Here is an 18,023-nt window from a genome sequence, read left to right on the forward strand (position 1 = left end):
GGGGACACCAGGGGGATGTCAGCGGGAATAGTAGTTGGGTGCCTCGGTCGTCAGGGTGATGTCGTGCGGATGCGACTCCTTGAGCCCGGCCGCGGTGATCTGGACGAACCGCGCCGTCTGGAGATCGGTGATCGACGACGACCCGGTGTAACCCATCGCGGCGCGCAGGCCACCCACGAGCTGGTGGATCACCTGGGACAGCGGCCCGCGGAACGGCACCCGACCCTCGATACCCTCGGGGACCAGCTTCTCTTCCTTGAGGACGTCGTCCTGGAAGTAGCGGTCCTTGGAGTACGACTTGGCCTGGCCGCGTCCCTGCATCGCGCCGAGCGAACCCATGCCGCGGTAGCTCTTGAACTGCTTGCCGTTGACGAGCACGAGCTCGCCGGGCGCCTCGGCGGTGCCGGCGAGCAGCGAACCGAGCATCGCGGTCGACGCGCCGGCCGCGAGGGCCTTGGCGATGTCGCCCGAGTACTGCAGACCGCCGTCGGCGATGACCGGGATGTCGGCCTTCTGACAGACGGCGACGGCCTCGAGGATCGCGGTGATCTGCGGTGCGCCGACGCCGGCCACGACGCGGGTGGTGCAGATGGAGCCCGGTCCGACGCCGACCTTCACCGCATCGGCACCGGCGTCGATGAGGGCCTGTGCGGCCTCACGGGTGGCGACGTTGCCGCCGACCACGTCGACGCGGTCGCCGACCTCGGCCTTGAGCTTGGCGACCATGTCGAGCACGAGGCGGTTGTGTGCGTGGGCGGTGTCGACGATGATCACGTCGACGCCGGCATCGGTCAGCGCCATCGCGCGGTCCCACTGGGGTCCGCCGGTACCCACGGCCGCACCGACGAGCAGACGGCCGTCGGAGTCCTTGGTGGCGTTCGGGTGCTGTTCGGTCTTGACGAAGTCCTTGACGGTGATCAGACCGGTGAGGCGACCGTTGCCGTCGACGATCGGCAGCTTCTCGATCTTGTTGCGACGCAGCAGCCCGAGGGCGGCCTCGGCGGAGACACCCTCCTGCGCGGTGATGAGCGGGGCCTTGGTCATGACCTCGGCGACCGGCCGGTTCTGGTCGACCTCGAAGCGCATGTCGCGGTTGGTGATGATGCCGATCAGCTCGCCCTTGTCGTCGACGACGGGCAGGCCGGAGATGCGGTACCGCGCACACATCGCGTCGACCTCGGCGAGGGTGTGGGTCGGCGAACAGGTGACCGGGTCGGTCACCATACCGGCCTCGGACCGCTTGACGGTCTCGACCTGGGCCGCCTGTGCCTCGATGGAGAGGTTGCGGTGCAGCACGCCCATACCGCCGGCGCGCGCCATCGCGATGGCCATGCGAGACTCGGTGACGGTGTCCATCGCCGAGCTCACCAGCGGCACGCGCAGGGTCACGTTCTTGGTGACCCGCGAGGAGGTGTCGACCTCACTGGGGATCACGTCCGAGGCCGAGGGCAGCAACAGGACGTCGTCGAAGGTCAGGCCGAGCATTGCGACCTTGCCGGGATCGTCTCCACCGGTGCGAACATGCGTCATCGGTCCATCGTATCGACTCGCCCGATGCGGCGATCGTCACACGTGCACTCCGGTACCGACGACCGTATCCGGGGGCTGTGTTCCCGCCTCCTCCACGCCCGCCGTATATCGCCTGAATACCTTCGAAGGCCTGCGGCGAGACAGGCCGGGAATCCGCTACGGTGGTGGTGTGCGTGACCACCTCCCACCCGGCCTCCCGCCGGATCCGTTCGCCGACGACCCGAGCGACCCCGCTTCCGCATTGGACAGCGTCGAGCCGGGCATCCCGTTGGACGAGAACGAGCGGCTGGCGGTCGAAGAGGACCTGGCCGACCTCGCCGTCTACGAGGCATTGCTCGCCCATCGCGGCGTCCGGGGCCTCGTCGTCGTCTGCGACGACTGCCACGAGGACCATTACCACGACTGGGACATGCTCCGCGCGAACCTGATCCAACTCCTCATCGACGGCACCGTCCGGCCGCACGAGCCGGCCGTCGACCCGCGCCCCGACGCCTACGTCACCTGGGACTATTGCCGCGGCTACGCCGACGCCCGCAACCACTACGACGAAGGCCGCTGACCCGGGGCGGTCCGGACCGCCTCTCCCACTCATACGACTGCGCCCGTACCGATCTCGGTACGGGCGCAGTCGTCTGTGGAGTTGGTGCGGGCTAGCGGGGATGCCCCTCGGAGGCGTCGACGCCGGGCGGCGGTGTCCACGGGAACGCGGGGAAGTCGGCCGGGGTCCGCGTCATCGACGAACTCGTCGACGGCACCTCCTCGGTCGGCTCGCTGGGCGGGCTCGACGGGACAGTCGGCTCGCTTTGACCGGGCTCCTCGACCGGGGCGGGCACCTCGGTCGTGGGCGTGGTGGTCACGGAGATGTCGGAGGGCGACGGCCGCTCGGACCGCTTACGTACATCCGGCTTGGTGGTCGGCTCACCCGACTCGGTCACCGCGGGCTCCGACCGATCAGCCGACGACGTCGCCTCCCGGGTGGACGGCAGACCGGCCCCGGCACGGAGCCGGTTCATCCAGTCCGACATCTCCTCGCGGGTGTCCTTGTCACGCATCGGCCCCATGCTGTCCTGGGCCTTGGCGATGAAGCTCGCGGCCGCGGCGGTGTCGCCGGCGGCGATGGCGGCCTCGGCGCGCTCGAGGTTGCCGCGCACATCGTGGGCTGCCTTGGTCTCGGAAGCGGCCTCGGCGAACACGACCTGCTTGACGCCCCACAGCGGGTCACCCGGCTGCGAGCCCTCGGACATGACGGTGAGGCCGGCTGCCGCGACGATGACGATCGCGGCCGCGCCGGACACGACGCGGAGGTGCCGCACCATACGGCGGCCACGACTCGCGCGTTCGGTGCTCTCGATGGCCCGCTCGACGTCGTCGACGGAGACGAGCTCCGGCACCGGGGTCGACACGACCTCGTTGCGCCAGCCCGAGAGAAGTTCTGCGAGTTCGTATTCCGTGTCGTCGCGCGTGGGGACGGGGGCGTCGTGGGCGAGCGCCTCGAGGAAGTTCTCGTCGAAGCCGACCTCGGAGAGGTCCAGCGATTCCCCGCCGGGCGCGCTCAGGTCGTGCTCGAGGTCGTCGCCGGCGGACGCGGGGCCACCGGTGGACGGGCCGCTCGGGCCGGAACCTCGACCGTGGGCCGGCGGCTGACCGGGACGGCTGAGCTGCTCACGCCCGTGGACGGAGCGACGATGGCGCCAGTCAGATCCTTCGCTCATCGTGACCTCCTGTCCGTTTCAACTCGTCCTTCAACTTCGCCAACGCCCGGTGCTGGGCGACGCGAACCGCTCCTGCGGTGCTTCCGATCATCTGGGCCGTCTCCTCGGCTGACATGCCGACGACGAGCCGGAGTACCAGCACCTCGCGCTGTTTCTCCGGAAGTATGTCGAGTAGGGCGCGCATCCGCCTGTTGCCGTCGGCGTCGAGGGCGAACTGTTCCGGCCCGCCGGTGACGTGTCCGACCTCGGGCACGTCCTCCACCGGATCGGACTTGACCCGGGCGGCGACCCGCATGGCGTCGGCGACCTTGTGTGAGGTGATGCCATAGACGAAGGCCATGAACGGCTTGCCCTGGTCCCGATAACGGGGCAGCGCGGTCATCACCGCCATCAAGGCCTCCTGCGCGATGTCATCTGCGGAGAACAGATGGCGTTCTCCGATTCCGATTCGTCCTCGGCAATAGCGCAGGATCGGTTCCTGCACGCTTTCGAGGACTGATGTGAGAGCTGAACGATCGCCCTGGCCCGCGGCCCGGACGGCGTCGTCCAACTCACCACCTGTCAACTTCATCGCGTGTAGGAATCCCCGTGTTACAGATCGGTTGACCGCTTGTGAGCCGGTCCTGTTACGGGCCCCGACACCCCTGGACGTCACGTCAACGCCGAGGCAGACCCTCAAACACCTTAGCCATCAGCCCTCGGGCTTCAGTGCCATGCCCTTGCCGATCAGCGTGGCGCGAAGGTCCCGGTACCTCTTCTCCTCGGAGGCCGACGCCGCACCGATGCCGGTCAGGAGGCTCAGTCCCGCCCACTCCAGGGGCAGCAGACCGCGTTCACCTGCGTCGACGACGACCTCGCGGGCCCGGGCGGTCGACACCTCGATCTCCCCCACACCGGCGAGCGCCGCCGCGTGGATGAGTGAGGTCTTGACGCGGTGTCGCGCCGGCACACCGGAGTCGCCGGACAGGTGCCGGACGAGCGCGGTGCCGGCCTCCGCGTGGGACAGCCCCGCTGCGGCGTCTCCGGAGTAGAGGCCGAGTTCGGCACTGACCCACTCCCAGCGCAGTCGGCACCGTCCGTGTGTGAGCCAGTCCACACGGCCTGACGAGGCCCGGCCCTCCGAGGACAGCAGCTCCCGCGCGCGTTCGAGCAACCGCCCCGATACTCCGAAACGGAAGAGACCGAGGTTGTCCGCCGCGAGTCCGATGAGGGCGTCGGCCCGCGCCGCGCGTACCGGGTCGACGCCCGGATCGATGCTCCGTGCCGGACCCACCTTCGCGACCGTCGCGTATGCCAGACCGTCGAGCCCCTGCGCAAGATCGTGGCGCCCGCCCTGCCGCAACAGGGAGGCCGTCGTGCTGCGGCACAGTGACAGCAGTGCCGCAGCCTCCGGTTCGCGCGGCATCGACCCGTGCGCGGACCTCACGTCCACGCCCAATCGCGCCAGATCGGTGAGCGCCGCGGCGTACTCACCACGGCCTCCCGCCTCGACTGCAGCCTTCCAGCGCAGTTCAGAGGCCGTGTCGAGGCCCGGTGAAGTGGTCTTGATCACTACAGCCCTTTTGGTTTGCATGAATTTAACGAACGATTCCCAACGTTAATCCTGAGACCAGATCACCGGCGGATAAGAAGAAGATTTCCTCGGTGTTAACCGTTGACATGGTCGTCGTTTGCCGGTCGGCGCGCACGCGCCCTTCGAACGAATGACGATTCGATCGATCATTGCAGGTCATCGACCATTCCTTTCGTCCGGTCAGAGGGCATGGCGACCGCTGTCAGGCATTGTGCTAGCACCTTCGGTTCATCTAACGCGCCGTTAACATTTCCGAGACTTTCACCCGGCGGATGGCCGATTCCGGCGGTATTGACGCCATTTCTCAGGCCCGCTTAATGTGAGCCACAGCGTTGCAGGAAATCGACGTTTCTCCACCGCGCACCTCGGTGCGGCCCTAGACAAGGAGCAGCTGCCATGCCTCAGCCCAACCATCTTCCCGGCCCCAATGCAGACATCTGGGACTGGCAGATGTCCGGCCTCTGCCGCGGCGTCGACTCTGCGATGTTCTTCCATCCTGACGGTGAACGCGGCCGTGCGCGCGCCCAGCGTGAGCGCCGGGCCAAGGAGATGTGCCACCAGTGCCCCGTCATCGCGCAGTGCCGCGAGCACGCACTCGCCGTGGCCGAGCCCTACGGTATCTGGGGCGGGCTCTCCGAGTCCGAGCGCAGCATCCTGATGAAGCGCGGCGTGGGCCGCCGCATGGCGAGCTGAGCCGTCCGTAGCCGCCGGCGATAGGGCCACCTCGGCACACCGCGAACGACGCAGGAGCCGGGCATCCGCAGAGGATGCCCGGCTCCTGTGTTGTGTCTACCGAAGCGACGCGCTCAGATCAGTGGGCGTGACCGTGTCCGGCGTGGCCGGCCGGCTCCTCCGCGGGCTGATCGACGATCGCGGTCTCGGTGGTGAGCACCATCCGGGCGACCGACGCGGCGTTGACGACCGCGGAACGGGTCACCTTCACCGGGTCGATGATGCCCTCGCCGACGAGGTCACCGTAGGTGAGGCTCGCGGCGTTGAAGCCCTCGTTCTTGCCGAGGTCGGCGACCTTGGAGACCACCACGGCACCGTCGAGACCTGCGTTGGAGGCGATCCAGTACAGCGGGGCCTTGGCGGCGTCCCGGACCACGCGGACGCCGAGCGCCTCGTCGTCGGTGAGCGAGGCGGCGAGCTCGTCGAGCACCTTCGATGCCTGGACGATGGCCGAACCGCCGCCGGGGATGATGCCTTCCTCGACCGCGGCCTTGGCCGCGGCGACGGCGTCCTCGACGCGGTGCTTGCGCTCCTTGAGCGAGGTCTCGGTGGCCGCACCGACGCGGATGACGGCGACGCCGCCGGCCAGCTTGGCCAGACGCTCGGCGAGCTTCTCCTTGTCCCAGTCGGAGTCCGACTCCTCGATCTCGCGACGCAGCTGCGCGGCGCGACCGGCGATGGCCTCCTTGGTGCCCGCACCCTCGACGATCGTGGTGGCGTCCTTGGTGACGACGACACGACGCGCCGAGCCGAGGACCTCCAGACCCACGGTCGACAGGGAGAGGCCCACGTCCGAGGTGACCACGGTGCCGCCGGTGACGACCGCCAGATCCTCCATGAACGCCTTGCGACGGTCACCGAAGAAGGGCGACTTCACCGCGACGGCGCGGATGGTCTTGCGGATGGAGTTGACCACGAGGGTCGACAGTGGCTCGCCCTCGACGTCCTCGGCGACGATCAGCAGCGACTTGCCCGCCTCGACGACCTTCTCCAGCAGCGGCAGGAACTCCGGCAGCGAGCTGATCTTGTCGCGGTACAGCAGCACGAGCGCGTCCTCGAGGACCGCTTCCTGGCTGTCGACGTCGGTGACGAAGTACGGCGAGAGGAAGCCCTTGTCGAACTGCACGCCCTCGGTGATGTCGAGTTCGGTCTGCAGGCCCGAGCCCTCTTCGACGGTGACGACGCCGTCGGCACCGACCACGCTCATCGCCTTGCCGACCATCTGGCCGATCTCCTCGTCACGCGAGGAGACGGTGGCGATCTGGGCGATGGACTGCTCGCCGTCGACCGGGGTCGCCGCGGCCAGGAGGGCCTCGCTCAGTGCGTCGGCGGCCTTGCTGATGCCCTGACCGAGTGCGATCGGGTTGGCACCGGCGGCGACGTTGCGCAGACCGGCCTTGACCATCGCCTGCGCCAGCACGGTTGCGGTGGTGGTGCCGTCGCCTGCGACGTCGTTGGTCTTGGTGGCGACCGACTTCACCAGCTGGGCACCGAGGTCCTCGAAAGGATCCTCGAGGTCGATGTCCCGGGCGATGGTGACGCCGTCGTTGGTGACGCTCGGGCCGCCGAAGGCCTTGGCGAGCACCACGTGCCGGCCGCGGGGGCCGAGGGTGACCTTCACGGTGTCGGCGAGTTGATCGATGCCTCGCTCGAGCGCCTTGCGCGCTACTTCGTTGAATTCAATCTGCTTGGCCATGAATCTCTTTCTTCGCGGGAGTCGTCCGGCACAACGCACACCGCCCCGGTACCCCTGCACGGGGAGCCGGGGCGGTGCGTCGAGTCACGAGACGACTCGCGGGGTCTGTGTGGCCCGAGTCCTACTTGCCGATGACGGCGAGGACGTCGCGCGCCGACAGGATCAGGTACTCCTCGCCGGCGTACTTGATCTCGGTGCCGCCGTACTTGCTGTAGATGACGGTGTCACCTTCCTTGACGTCCACGGGGACGCGGTTGCCCTGCTCGGTGACCCGACCCTCGCCGACGGCGATGACGGTGCCTTCCTGCGGCTTCTCCTTGGCGGAGTCCGGGATGACCAGGCCCGAGGCGGTGGTCGTCTCGGCCTCGACGGCCTGCACCAGGATCTTGTCCTCAAGCGGCTTGATGTTCACGCTCGCCACGATGTGAGTCCTCAACTTTCGTACTGAGAAAGAATCTGCACGTTCATGGCCCTGGGACAAAACCTCGTCGTCGCGGGTGTCCGAGGCTTCACTCAGCGCCGACTAGCACTCTATACGTGCGAGTGCCAGCACTCAAGGGTGGAGGGTGCAAAATGCCGGAGTTTCGCTCGCCGCGATCACAGCTCAGGGACGTGGGGACCACCGGAGTCGGCTCAGAGCTGACTCACGCGCACCGACATCGCCGGGTCGGAGGCCACCGTGAGCGGCGACGGCGCCGCCCCTCCGGCGATCACATGTGCACCCAGGGTTGCGATCATGACCCCGTTGTCGGTGCAGAGTCGCGGCTTGGGCACGCGCAGCGTGATCCCGGCGGCCGCGCAGCGTTCCTCGGCGAGCGACCGGATGCGCGAGTTGGCGGTGGCTCCGCCGCCGAGGACCAGGGTGTCGACCCCCAGATCGCCGCACGCACGGACCGCCTTCATGGTGAGCACGTCGGCGACGGCCTCCTGGAACGACGCCGCGACGTCTGCCACCGGGACCGTCACCCCGTCGCGCACACACTTCTCCACATACCGCGCCACCGCCGTCTTGAGACCGCTGAACGAGAAGTCGTTGCGGGCGTCGCGCGGTCCGGTCATCCCACGGGGGAACGCGATGGCCTTCGGGTCCCCCTCGCGCGCGGCACGGTCGAGGGCCGGACCACCGGGGAAACCGAGGTCGAGGAGTCGGGCGACCTTGTCGAAGGCCTCCCCCGCCGCGTCGTCGACCGTGGTGCCGAGTTCGACGATCGGCTCGGCGAGATCGGTGACGTGCAGCAGATGGGTGTGTCCGCCCGACACGAGCAGGGCCACGCACTCGGGCATCGGGCCGTGCTCGAGGGTGTCCACCGCGACGTGGCCGCCGAGGTGGTTCATCGCGTACAGCGGCACGTCCCAGGCGAGCGCATAGGCCTTGGCCGCGGCGACACCGACCAGCAGCGCACCGGCGAGCCCGGGACCGATGGTGACGGCGATGGCGTCGGGCCGGTCGATGCCGGCGGCCTCACGGGCGCGACGCATCGTCGGCACGATGGCCTCGAGGTGTGCGCGCGAGGCGATCTCGGGGACGACACCGCCGAAGCGGGCGTGTTCGTCGACGCTAGAGGCGACCTCGTCGGCGAGCAGCGTCACATAACCGGGGGTGTCACCGTCGGCCGGCGTCCAGCGCACGATCCCGACCCCGGTCTCGTCGCAGGAACTCTCGATGCCCATGACGATCACGCCGGGCCCTCCTCGGGATCGAGCGGCCGCCCCGAGCTCGGGACCCGCAACATCGTGTAGGCATCCGCGCCGGACGGCTGATAGTAGTTCCGGCGGATTCCGGCGGTGCTGAAGCCGTGCCGGGAGTACAGGGTGATCGCGACGTCGTTGTCGGTGCGGACCTCGAGGAAGACCGGCGCGTCGACGGCGTCGGCCACCGTCAGCATCGCCTCGAGCAGGGCCTTGCCGATCCCCCGCCCGCGATGGGCGGGATCGACTGCGATCGTGTGGATCTCACACTCGGAGGCGTCGGGCTGACCGAGCGTGGAGATCCCGGCGTAGCCGATGACCTCCCCGCCCGCACGTTCCCGCGCCGCGAAGTAGGTGTTGTAGGGCGCGTTCAGTTCGGCCCGGAACGCCGATGCCGGCCACGGCGAGTCCTCGGCGAACATCTGCTTCTCGAGCGCCGCGCACTGCGGGATGTCGCCGTAGGTCAGTGCGTCGATGATCAAATTCGGTGCCGTCACCGCGGGGCTCCCAGTTTCCGGGCCTTCTGCTCGACCGCGTCGGGGCGTCGGAGATACAGCGGCACAAGGGGTTCGGGGATCTCGCCGGCGATGATCGCGGGGGCGGCCGCCGCGACGAGTCCGCGAGCCGACGGCACGGTGGCCTGCGGTGGCGCTCCCGTCCAGCCGACCAGTTCCAGATGTGACGCCGAACCCGATGCCGCGCCGACCTCGCCGGCGGTGAAGACCGGGGACAACTCCTCGGCGACCGTCGCCGGGGCGGTGACCTCGGGTCCGCGCACCCGCGCACCGTCGCGGTACAACGCCCAGTACACCTCTCGGCGCCGGGCGTCGGTGACGACGAGGAGGTCGGTGCGGCCGTCCGGCGGGGTCGTGTCGAGGGCGAGCGCATCCAGCGAACACACGCCGTGCGCCGGGATGCCGAGTGCGTCGGCGAAGGCCGCACCGGTGGCCATGCCCACACGGAGTCCGGTGAACGGCCCGGGGCCGCATCCGACGACCACCGCGGCCAGCGCATCGCGGGAGATCCCGGACTCGGCAAGGCATTCGGCGATCAGGGTGGTGAGTAGTTCCGCATGCCGGCGGTGATCGGTGATCACGCGCTCGGCGAGCACCCGCACGTCGGAGCCCGTCTCGCCGTTCAGTTCGACGATCCCGGTGACCACCGAGTCGGTCGCGGTGTCGATCGCGAGCACCGTCCGCGCCGCGTCGAGACCTCGTTCCGCGGAACTCATTCCTCGGTCACCCACTCCCATTCCACATGTCGCACATCGGTGTCGACGTCGCGCCGCAACCGCACCACGAGATAGCGCTGGGCCAGCCGCTCGGCAACACCCTCACCCCATTCGACCACGACGACCGCGTCGGTCAGCTCGGTGTCGAGATCCAGGGCGTCGAGTTCGTCGAGACCGCCGCGCGCCAGGCCGCCTTCCCCGTCGTCACCGGCCAGCCCGAGCCGGTAGGCGTCGACGTGGACCATCGCCGGACCGCCGGGACGGCCCGGCCGGTGCTCGCGCGCGATGATGAAGGTCGGCGACGTGACGCGGCCCTCGATCCCCAGACCTGCGCCGATCCCACGCGCCAGAGCGGTCTTGCCCGCACCGAGCGGACCGTCGAGGATCACCAGGTCGCCCGGGGACAGCACGGTCGCGAGTTCGGCGCCGAACGCCTCGGTGTCGGCGACCTCCGGCAACTCGCGGGTCCCGGTGCGGTCGGTGACCGGCGTCGGGTGCGTGTCGCCTGTGTGCATGTCGTCGGTGTGCATTCCGTCGGTGCGTGTTCGGTCTGGGTGCGTTCCCTCGGGGCTCATGCCTTCGCCCGCCTCTTCCACCAGCGTCGACGAGGGGCCGGCAGGGCGACCCGGGCGCGGTCCACCAGGTCGACGATCGCGTCGCTGACCAATCGTGGTTCCTCCATCTGGACCATGTGTCCGGCGCCCTTGACCACCACGAGACGGGAGTCCGGACCGAGCTGGGCGAACATGCGCACCGAGTTCGGCAGGGGTGTCAGCCGGTCCTTGTCGCCGCAGACGACGGTCGTGGGCACTTGCGCCAGCACCGGCAGAGCCGTCGACTCGTCGTGGATCTCCAAGGCGTGCAGGAAGTTCACGATGGTCTCGATCGGCGTGGACTGGATCATCTTCTCCACGGCGCTACCGAGCGCCGGACTGAAGAACGCCGGACCGAAGCTGGCCGCGACGAGCACCGGTTCGAGGGCCTGGCGGGTCAATCCGCGGCCGGCCTGGACCAGGCGCGGTGCTCGACGAACACTCAGCCGGAAGGCGTCGACCACCGGATTGCCGAGGCCCTCACCGAGGCCCGCTTCGGTCAACCCCCGAGAGGCGGTCGCGACGAGACCGACCCCGGCAACCGGTCCGGTGGACGAGAACAGCGCCGGGTGTCGGCGCGCCAGACCCATCACCGTCATGCCGCCCATCGAATGTCCCACCACCACAACGGGTCCGCTGGTCACCGTCGAGCGGATGACGGCCGCGGCGTCGTCGGCGAGCTGCGCGATCGTGCAGGTCTCCGCCGGCGCGGGATCGCTCTCGCCGTGGCCGCGGTGGTCGTAGAACACGAAGCGGTAGTTGCGGTCCGCCCACTCCTCGGCAAGCTGTTCGCATTGGAAGTGCCAGCTCGCGAGCCGCAGGCTGAACCCGTGCACGAAGACGATGGTGAGCTCGGGCGGCGTGCCGTTCGGGACGTCACCGAGGTCGATGGTCCGGACCGCGAGATCGAGGCCGTCGTCGGTGGTCACGGTTCGCGCGTTCTCGTCGTACATCGTGGTGAGGTCGATGTCGGCGTGCGGGTCGGTCTTGCCGACCACGCTCTTGCGCGCGAGGTTGCGCGCCGCACCGATCGCCGCCATTCCGCCCAGTGCGGCGACACCGGCCACCCCGGCCAGCAGCCCGACGCGTTCGGAATCGTCCACCACACTCACCCCGCTCACTCGTCGGCCACCGCCTCATCGCCGACCGCGTTCACGTAGCGTCGAACCGCACGGCTGCCGACCTGGGAGACGATCTCGTAGTCGATGGTGCCGATGGCGTCGGCCCAGTCCTTGGCCGTGATGCCACCACGGGCACCGGTGCCGAAGAGTTCGACCTCGTCGCCCTCCCGCACCCCGGACCCGTCGGGTCCGAGGTCGATGACGAACTGGTCCATGCAGATACGGCCGATGCCGTCGAACAGTCGGTCGCCGATGCGAACCCGGATTCGACCCGACAGCAGTCGCGGCACCCCGTCGGCGTAGCCGGCGGGGACGACCGCGACGACGGTGTCGTGCGGTGCGATCCAGGTGTGGCTGTAGGAGACGCCGGTGCCGGCGGCGACGTTCTTCACCAGCGCGACCCGAGCCGTCAGCGTCATGGCCGGGATGAGTCCGAAGTCACCGAGTTCGGGGACCGGCGTGCGGCCGTAGAGGGCGATCCCGGGCCGGACCATGTCGCGCGCCAGGTCCGGACGGGTCAGTGCCGCAGGCGAGTTCGCCATGTGCATGATCTCGGGCGCCGCGCCGAGGCGGGCGAGGTCGGCGGCCGCGGCGTCGAGCCGGGCGGCCTGTTCGCTGTTGAGCGGATGCTCGGGTTCGTCGCCGCGGGCGAGGTGGCACATCACCGCGCGGACGGTGACCGCGCCCTCGGCGTGCGCCTTCGCGATCTTCTCGGCGAAGTCGTCCCATTCGTCGGCGGCGACCCCGCTGCGGTTGAGGCCGGTGTCGACCTTGGCCGTGACGCGCGCAGTGACTCCGGCGGCCCGGGCGGCGGCGACCACCGCGTCGAGCTGCCTGGCCGAGGACAGGGCGATGTCGATGTGGTCGGCGACCGCGCCCGCGAAGTCCGCACCCGGGGCGTGCAGCCATGCGGTGATCGGGGCGTCGAGGCCGGCGGCGCGCAGTGCGCGGGCCTCGGCGATGTGCGCGACGCCCAGCTCGGCGGCCCCCGCGGCCAGCACGGCCTTGGCGACAGGTACGGCGCCGTGGCCGTACGCGTCGGCCTTCACGACCGCCATCACGGCAGCATTCGAGGCGGTACGCAAGACGTCGAGGTTGTGCGCGATGGCGCCGAGGTCGACGGTCGCGGTCAGGGCAGCGGAAGTCATCGCCGACCATTCTCCCAGATCGGCACCACCGATTTGTGCGCGGCGATCTGCGGAGCACCGTGACCAGCGGTTTCACCGGACCGTCTATGAGTAATCACACCGATGTGGCAGCGGCTGGGACGCAGTTGACTGGGTGACACGTGCTGCTCACCTCCCCAGAAAGCGACCATGTACGCCACCATGAACCCCGTGTCCGGTCATCCCAGCCCCGGTTTCCCCGATCCCCGGTTCCCCGATCCCCGGTTCCCTGACGACTTCGTCCCCGTGGACCCGGTCGTGTACGGCCCCGCCCGTGCCGTCCCCGCCGGGCGGACCCCTGGCCTGCGCGAATCGGTGATCGCATGGGTGTCGAACGGCCTGGCCTGGGTCTCCCTGTTCGCGTGCGGGGTCCTGTTCTTCGTCGCGATCCTCGAGGCGCTGGGCGAGAACGACGCGGACGGATGGGTGGTCGCGGCGATCGTCGTGTACGTGGTGGGTGTGGTCGCGACCGTCGGCGCGGCGGTCGGGCTGATCGCGTCGTTCGTGAGACGTCTCGGCGCCGGCGAGCTGAGCCGGCCGGGACCGATCGCGGATCTGGTGATGCTCACGGTCGTGACGCTGATCAGCGCGGCGGGGTGTGCGTCTCCGCTGCTGTTCTTCCTGTAGCGAATTCCCGGATCGCCGGGCGTAGCGCCGCGAGCAGCGCGGACGCACCGATCGGGGCTCCCCGGCTCGCCAGCAGTGCGGCGCGGGCGTGGACGCGGGCCGCCCAGGCCCCCGCCTCCTGCGGCGACCGGCCGGCGGCGAGCAGTGAGCCGGCGATGCCGGCCAGGACGTCACCGGCGCCGGCGGTCGCGGCCCACGACGATCCGGCGTCATTGCCGACGACTCTCCCCGACGAATCGGCGACCAGCGTGATCCGGCCCTTCAAGAGAACTGTGACGCCCCATCGGGCGGCGAGGTCGGCGACCGCGGACACCCGATCGGCTCCCACCTCGGACCCGGTCAACCGCGCGAATTCACCGGCGTGCGGGGTCAGGAGCGTCGGTGCCGCACGACCGGCGACGAGCCCGGGTTCGTTCGACACGATGGTGAGCGCGTCGGCGTCGACGAGCACCGGCAGATCGGAGTCGAGGACGGTACGCAGCAGCGCCGTCGCAGCGGCGTCGGTGCCCATGCCGGGGCCCACGACCCAGGCCTGGACCCGGCCGGCGTCGGCGAGGTCCGGCGCGGCGACCACCTCGGGGAAGTGCGACACCACCTCGGCGTGCGCCGAACCGACGTATCGCGTCATACCCGAGGTCGCGGTGACCGCGGCCCCGGCGGCCAGGATGGCCGCACCCGGGTAGCGGTGTGAGCCGGCGATGACCCCGACCACGCCCTGGGTGTACTTGTCGTCCGCGGGACCCGGTACGGGCCAGTCGATCTCGGCATCCGAGTACGAGATGACTTGCCGCGCATCGGGTTCGACGGGATCACCGATGCCGATGTCGACGACGATCACCCGGCCGCACCGTGGCGCCGCCAGAAGATGCGCACGACGCGGGAAACCGAAGGTGACGGTGACGTCGGCCCGGACCGACGGGGTGTGCACCTCGCCGGTGTCGGCGTCGACACCCGACGGCAGATCGACTGCGACGACGACGGTTTCGGGATCGAGACCGGCGAAGACCGCCGCGGCCGCGGGGCGCAACGGTCCCCTGCCGCCGATGCCCACGACCCCGTCGATGACGGCGTCGAGCCCGGCGGGCAGAGCGTCGTCGACCCGGCCGCCGGCCGTCCGGAACGCCCGCAGTCCGGCCGGGTGCGCCTTGTCGGGGGCGAGTAACACTGCATGCGCGGCGACTCCGCGGCGGGCGAGTTCGGCGGCGGCGAAGAGCGCGTCGCCACCGTTGTCACCGGCACCGACGACGACACCCACCGACCGGCCGTAGCAGCCGCCGGTCCGCTTCAGCGCGCCGACGACGGCCTGCGCGACGCCGTGCGCGGCGCGGCGCATCAGCGTCCCGTCGGCGAGCAGGTCTCCCGACGCCCGCTCGGCGTCGCGGACCTCGTCGGCGGTCAGGTACCGGGTCGGCATGGGTGCCGGTCTATTCGACGGTCACCGACTTGGCCAGGTTGCGCGGCTTGTCGACGTCGTAACCGCGGGCCTGGGCGACGCTGGCGGCGAACACCTGCAGCGGCACCGTGGAGACCAGCGGCTGCAGCAGCGTCGGCGTCTTCGGGATCGGGATGAACTCGTCGGCGACGGCGCGGGCGGCGACGTCGTCGGCTTCGGCGATGACGATGGTGCGCGCACCGCGGGCCTGGATCTCCCGGATATTGCTGACCATCTTCGAGTGCAGCACCGCGCGACCGTCCGGGGACGGCATCACGGTGATGACCGGCAGGCCGTCCTCGATGAGGGCGATGGGGCCGTGCTTGAGCTCACCGGCGGCGAAGCCCTCGGCGTGCATGTAGGCGAGCTCCTTGAGCTTCAACGCACCTTCGAGCGCCACCGGGTAGCCGACATGACGACCGATGAACAGCACAGTGTTGTGGTGGGACAGCGACCGGGCGAGGTCGCGGACCGGCTCCATGGTCCCGAGGACCTCGGCGACCGAATCGGCCATGGCCTCGATCGCGGCGAACTCGCGGGCCACCTCGTCGGCGTACTTGGTGCCTCGCGCCTGTGCCAGCGCCAGTCCGACCAGGTAGGCCGCCACGATCTGCGCGAGGAAGCACTTGGTGGACGCGACACCGATCTCCGGACCGGCGTGGGTGTAGAGCACGGCATCGGATTCGCGCGGGATCTGCGCACCGTTGGTGTTGCAGATCGCCAGCACGCGGGCCTTCTGGTCCTTGGCGTGCCGGACGGCCTCGAGGGTGTCGGCGGTCTCACCCGACTGGGAGATCGCCACGACCAGCGTCGACCGGTCGAGGACCGGGTCGCGGTACCGGAACTCGCTGGCCAGCTCGATCTCGACGGGCAGACGCGTCCAGTGCTCGATTGCGTACTTCGCCAGCAGACCGGCGTGGTAGGCCGTGCCACAGGCGACGACGAAGACCTTGTCGACATCGCGCAGGTCGTCGTCGGTCAGCCGCTGCTCGTCGAGCACGATGCGCCCGTTCTGCAGATGACCGAGGAGGGTGTCGGCGATCGCACGGGGCTGCTCGGCGATCTCCTTCAGCATGAAGAAGTCGTAGCCGCCCTTCTCGGCCGCGGCGAGATCCCAGTCGATGTGGAAGGGCTTGCCCGCGCGCTCGTTCCGGTCGAAGTCGGTGATCGTGTAGGTGTCGGCGGTGATGACGACGACCTCGTCCTGCCCCAGCTCGACGGCCTCGCGCGTGTGCTCGATGAACGCGGTCACGTCGGAACCGACGAACATCTCGCCCTGGCCGACGCCGACCACGAGCGGGGTCGACCGGCGGGCGGCGACGATGGTGTCCGGGTGATCGGCGTGGGTGAACACGAGGGTGAACGCGCCCTCGAGGCGCTGCAGTGCCGCATATGCACTGGAGACGAAGTCACCGGCGGTGGGTCCGAAGGCGTAGTACTTGGAGACCAGGTGGACGGCGGTCTCGGTGTCTGTCTCCGACCCGAACTCGACGCCGTCCTCTTCGAGCTCGGCCCGCAGCTCGGCGTAGTTCTCGATGATGCCGTTGTGGACGACCGCGATCTTGCCGTCGTCGCTGGCATGCGGGTGCGCATTGCGGTCGGTCGGCTTGCCGTGGGTGGCCCACCGCGTGTGGCCGATGCCCGTGGTTCCCGACAACGACTCACGGCCGACGGTCGCGATCTGCTTCTCCAGGTTCTCCATCCGGAGGGCCTTTTTCTGGATCGCGGTGTTACCGGCGCCGTCGAGGATGGCGACGCCCGCCGAGTCGTACCCGCGGTACTCCATCCGTCGCAAAGCCTCGACGACGATGTCCAGGGCATCGCGCCGCCCCACGTATCCGACGATTCCACACATAGCTAGTCAGCGTACCTGCGTGCGGTGAGAACAACGCGCCCGCGCGGGGAGAACGACGCGCCACCGTGCGGGGCGTCACTCCAGGGTCTTGGGGACCACGACGTTCGGTGCCGCGGCAGGTACCGGAGACGCCGCCCGGCGACGCTTGCGCTCCTTGGTGCCGAGCAGTTTGGCGATGCGGTCCTGCACCTCCGGCGGGTCGTCGAGGTCGACGGCCGGCACCTTGCCGAGAACGGTGTCGGGATCGGAGAACGCCTGGTACTCGGCGTCCTGCGTAAGCGTGTGCAGCAGGAAACCGGTGGCCAGGGCGCGCACGGCGGTGTGCGTCTTCTTGTCCGCGCCGTTGCTCCCCCACAGCGCCCCGATCGTCCGGTGTTCGAGGAGGCCGCGCGACGTCGCGCCGGGCGGGGTACGGAGGACCGCACGATGTTCATCGTCGGAGGCGTGGTCGGCGCCGTACGCCTGCGCGAGCGGGAGTGCGTTGCCGTCGATGGTGTCGAGTTCGCCGATCGAGGAGACGATCAGACCGGGCGCACGGACGCTGCGCGCAGCGGGCAGGAGTCCGGCGGTGGTCGGCGCCGGGAACAGCGCGGCCACTCCCCGGACCTCGGGCTGCGGCTGACCGTGCAGGACGCCCCCTGACGCGGCGATGACGGCGGCCGACGCCCCGAATCCGTGACCGGCGAAACCCACCTTGGCCGGGTCGACGGTGATCTCGCCGAAGCCCAGCCGGACCCGGGTCACGATCGACAGCGCCGAGCGCAGCTGCGCGGCCATCGCATCGTCGGAGACCAGAACGCCCTGCTGGTCGGCCGGGACAGCGACCACGATGCCCCAGGACGCCAGATGCTTGCACAGGTCGCGGTAGCGACTCGGCGGGGACAGCCAGCCGTGCCCGAAGGCGATGGCGGGCAGCCTCTCCCCGCCGGCGGGGGTGAACACCTCACCGCGTGTACCGACGATCCCGAGGTCGCCGCGCAGGACCCGGTGTGGTCCCCGACGGCCGAGCGCGGCCATCAGCTTTGCGGGCGGCTGCGATGGTTTCGAACGCTTCTTGCCTGGCACA

Annotated in this window: 18 protein-coding genes; 3 read left to right on the top strand and 15 right to left on the bottom strand. The window is 69.7% G+C overall.

Translation table 11 applies throughout. The annotated features are described in order from the left end of the window. Positions 1-18: 18 nt before the first annotated feature. Complete coding sequence (guaB, locus tag OK17_RS06540) at positions 19-1,530, bottom strand: IMP dehydrogenase (RefSeq protein ID WP_232718053.1); 1,512 nt, start codon at positions 1,528-1,530, stop codon at positions 19-21. Positions 1,531-1,699: 169 nt separating this feature from the next. On the opposite strand from guaB, the gene OK17_RS06545 reads away from it, so the two are divergent. Then, positions 1,700-2,089 (top strand): DUF5319 domain-containing protein, encoded by a 390-nt coding sequence (locus OK17_RS06545; RefSeq protein ID WP_005195870.1) that lies wholly within the window; start codon positions 1,700-1,702, stop codon positions 2,087-2,089. A gap of 91 nt (positions 2,090-2,180) precedes the next feature. Here OK17_RS06545 and OK17_RS06550 read toward each other — a convergent pair whose 3' ends face one another. The 3 genes from OK17_RS06550 to OK17_RS06560 all read right to left on the bottom strand — a co-directional run bounded on the left by OK17_RS06550 (position 2,181) and on the right by OK17_RS06560 (position 4,794). Next, the gene (locus tag OK17_RS06550; RefSeq protein WP_461416983.1) at positions 2,181-3,242 is read right to left on the bottom strand and encodes an anti-sigma-D factor RsdA; all 1,062 of its coding nucleotides are present in this window, start codon (positions 3,240-3,242) and stop codon (positions 2,181-2,183) included. Then, on the bottom strand, positions 3,226-3,813 hold the full coding sequence (locus OK17_RS06555; RefSeq protein ID WP_232718050.1) for a sigma-70 family RNA polymerase sigma factor: 588 nt from the start codon (positions 3,811-3,813) through the stop codon (positions 3,226-3,228). Before OK17_RS06555 ends, OK17_RS06550 begins: the two co-directional genes overlap by 17 nt. Positions 3,814-3,933: 120 nt before the next feature. Continuing rightward, positions 3,934-4,794, bottom strand: coding sequence for a hypothetical protein (locus OK17_RS06560; protein ID WP_232718049.1), 861 nt, complete (start codon positions 4,792-4,794; stop codon positions 3,934-3,936). A 417-nt stretch (positions 4,795-5,211) separates the two neighbouring features. On the opposite strand from OK17_RS06560, the gene OK17_RS06565 reads away from it, so the two are divergent. Next, on the top strand, positions 5,212-5,508 hold the full coding sequence (locus OK17_RS06565) for a WhiB family transcriptional regulator (RefSeq protein WP_004019187.1): 297 nt from the start codon (positions 5,212-5,214) through the stop codon (positions 5,506-5,508). A gap of 118 nt (positions 5,509-5,626) precedes the next feature. Here OK17_RS06565 and groL read toward each other — a convergent pair whose 3' ends face one another. The 8 genes from groL to alr form a co-directional block, all read right to left on the bottom strand. Beyond that, positions 5,627-7,243, bottom strand: a complete 1,617-nt coding sequence (groL, locus tag OK17_RS06570) for a chaperonin GroEL (protein ID WP_232718048.1) — start codon at positions 7,241-7,243, stop codon at positions 5,627-5,629. A gap of 121 nt (positions 7,244-7,364) precedes the next feature. Next, positions 7,365-7,664, bottom strand: a complete 300-nt coding sequence (gene groES / locus OK17_RS06575; protein WP_004019185.1) for a co-chaperone GroES — start codon at positions 7,662-7,664, stop codon at positions 7,365-7,367. Between the two features lie 212 nt (positions 7,665-7,876). Then, positions 7,877-8,923, bottom strand: coding sequence for a tRNA (adenosine(37)-N6)-threonylcarbamoyltransferase complex transferase subunit TsaD (gene tsaD / locus OK17_RS06580; RefSeq protein ID WP_232718047.1), 1,047 nt, complete (start codon positions 8,921-8,923; stop codon positions 7,877-7,879). After that, the gene (rimI, locus tag OK17_RS06585) at positions 8,920-9,429 is read right to left on the bottom strand and encodes a ribosomal protein S18-alanine N-acetyltransferase (RefSeq protein WP_461416984.1); all 510 of its coding nucleotides are present in this window, start codon (positions 9,427-9,429) and stop codon (positions 8,920-8,922) included. Before rimI ends, tsaD begins: the two co-directional genes overlap by 4 nt. Next, positions 9,426-10,163 carry a tRNA (adenosine(37)-N6)-threonylcarbamoyltransferase complex dimerization subunit type 1 TsaB gene (tsaB, locus tag OK17_RS06590; RefSeq protein ID WP_461416985.1) on the bottom strand — a complete coding sequence of 246 codons (738 nt, stop codon included), beginning with the start codon at positions 10,161-10,163 and terminating at the stop codon, positions 9,426-9,428. The genes rimI and tsaB overlap by 4 nt, the downstream gene beginning before the upstream one ends. Beyond that, positions 10,160-10,678 (bottom strand): tRNA (adenosine(37)-N6)-threonylcarbamoyltransferase complex ATPase subunit type 1 TsaE, encoded by a 519-nt coding sequence (tsaE, locus tag OK17_RS06595; protein ID WP_232718044.1) that lies wholly within the window; start codon positions 10,676-10,678, stop codon positions 10,160-10,162. The genes tsaB and tsaE overlap by 4 nt, the downstream gene beginning before the upstream one ends. Positions 10,679-10,734: 56 nt before the next feature. Then, positions 10,735-11,877 carry an alpha/beta fold hydrolase gene (locus tag OK17_RS06600; protein ID WP_232718043.1) on the bottom strand — a complete coding sequence of 381 codons (1,143 nt, stop codon included), beginning with the start codon at positions 11,875-11,877 and terminating at the stop codon, positions 10,735-10,737. Then, positions 11,874-13,025, bottom strand: a complete 1,152-nt coding sequence (alr, locus tag OK17_RS06605) for an alanine racemase (protein WP_461416986.1) — start codon at positions 13,023-13,025, stop codon at positions 11,874-11,876. Before alr ends, OK17_RS06600 begins: the two co-directional genes overlap by 4 nt. A gap of 168 nt (positions 13,026-13,193) precedes the next feature. Between alr and OK17_RS06610 the strand changes: the two genes are divergently transcribed. Further along, positions 13,194-13,670 (top strand): hypothetical protein, encoded by a 477-nt coding sequence (locus OK17_RS06610; RefSeq protein ID WP_461416987.1) that lies wholly within the window; start codon positions 13,194-13,196, stop codon positions 13,668-13,670. On the opposite strand, the gene OK17_RS06615 is transcribed toward OK17_RS06610, so the two are convergent. From OK17_RS06615 to OK17_RS06625, 3 genes are all read right to left on the bottom strand, one after another. Beyond that, positions 13,627-15,084 carry an NAD(P)H-hydrate dehydratase gene (locus tag OK17_RS06615; RefSeq protein ID WP_461416988.1) on the bottom strand — a complete coding sequence of 486 codons (1,458 nt, stop codon included), beginning with the start codon at positions 15,082-15,084 and terminating at the stop codon, positions 13,627-13,629. The genes OK17_RS06610 and OK17_RS06615 overlap by 44 nt on opposite strands. A gap of 10 nt (positions 15,085-15,094) precedes the next feature. Further along, a complete protein-coding gene (glmS, locus tag OK17_RS06620; RefSeq protein ID WP_232715594.1) occupies positions 15,095-16,957 on the bottom strand; it encodes a glutamine--fructose-6-phosphate transaminase (isomerizing) in 1,863 nt (620 codons plus the stop codon). A 75-nt stretch (positions 16,958-17,032) separates the two neighbouring features. Continuing rightward, positions 17,033-18,022: a dienelactone hydrolase family protein gene (locus tag OK17_RS06625; protein WP_232715593.1), complete on the bottom strand. Its 990-nt coding sequence runs from the start codon at positions 18,020-18,022 to the stop codon at positions 17,033-17,035. Position 18,023: the final 1 nt, after the last annotated feature.

Source organism: Gordonia sp. GN26 (genome assembly GCF_054823965.1).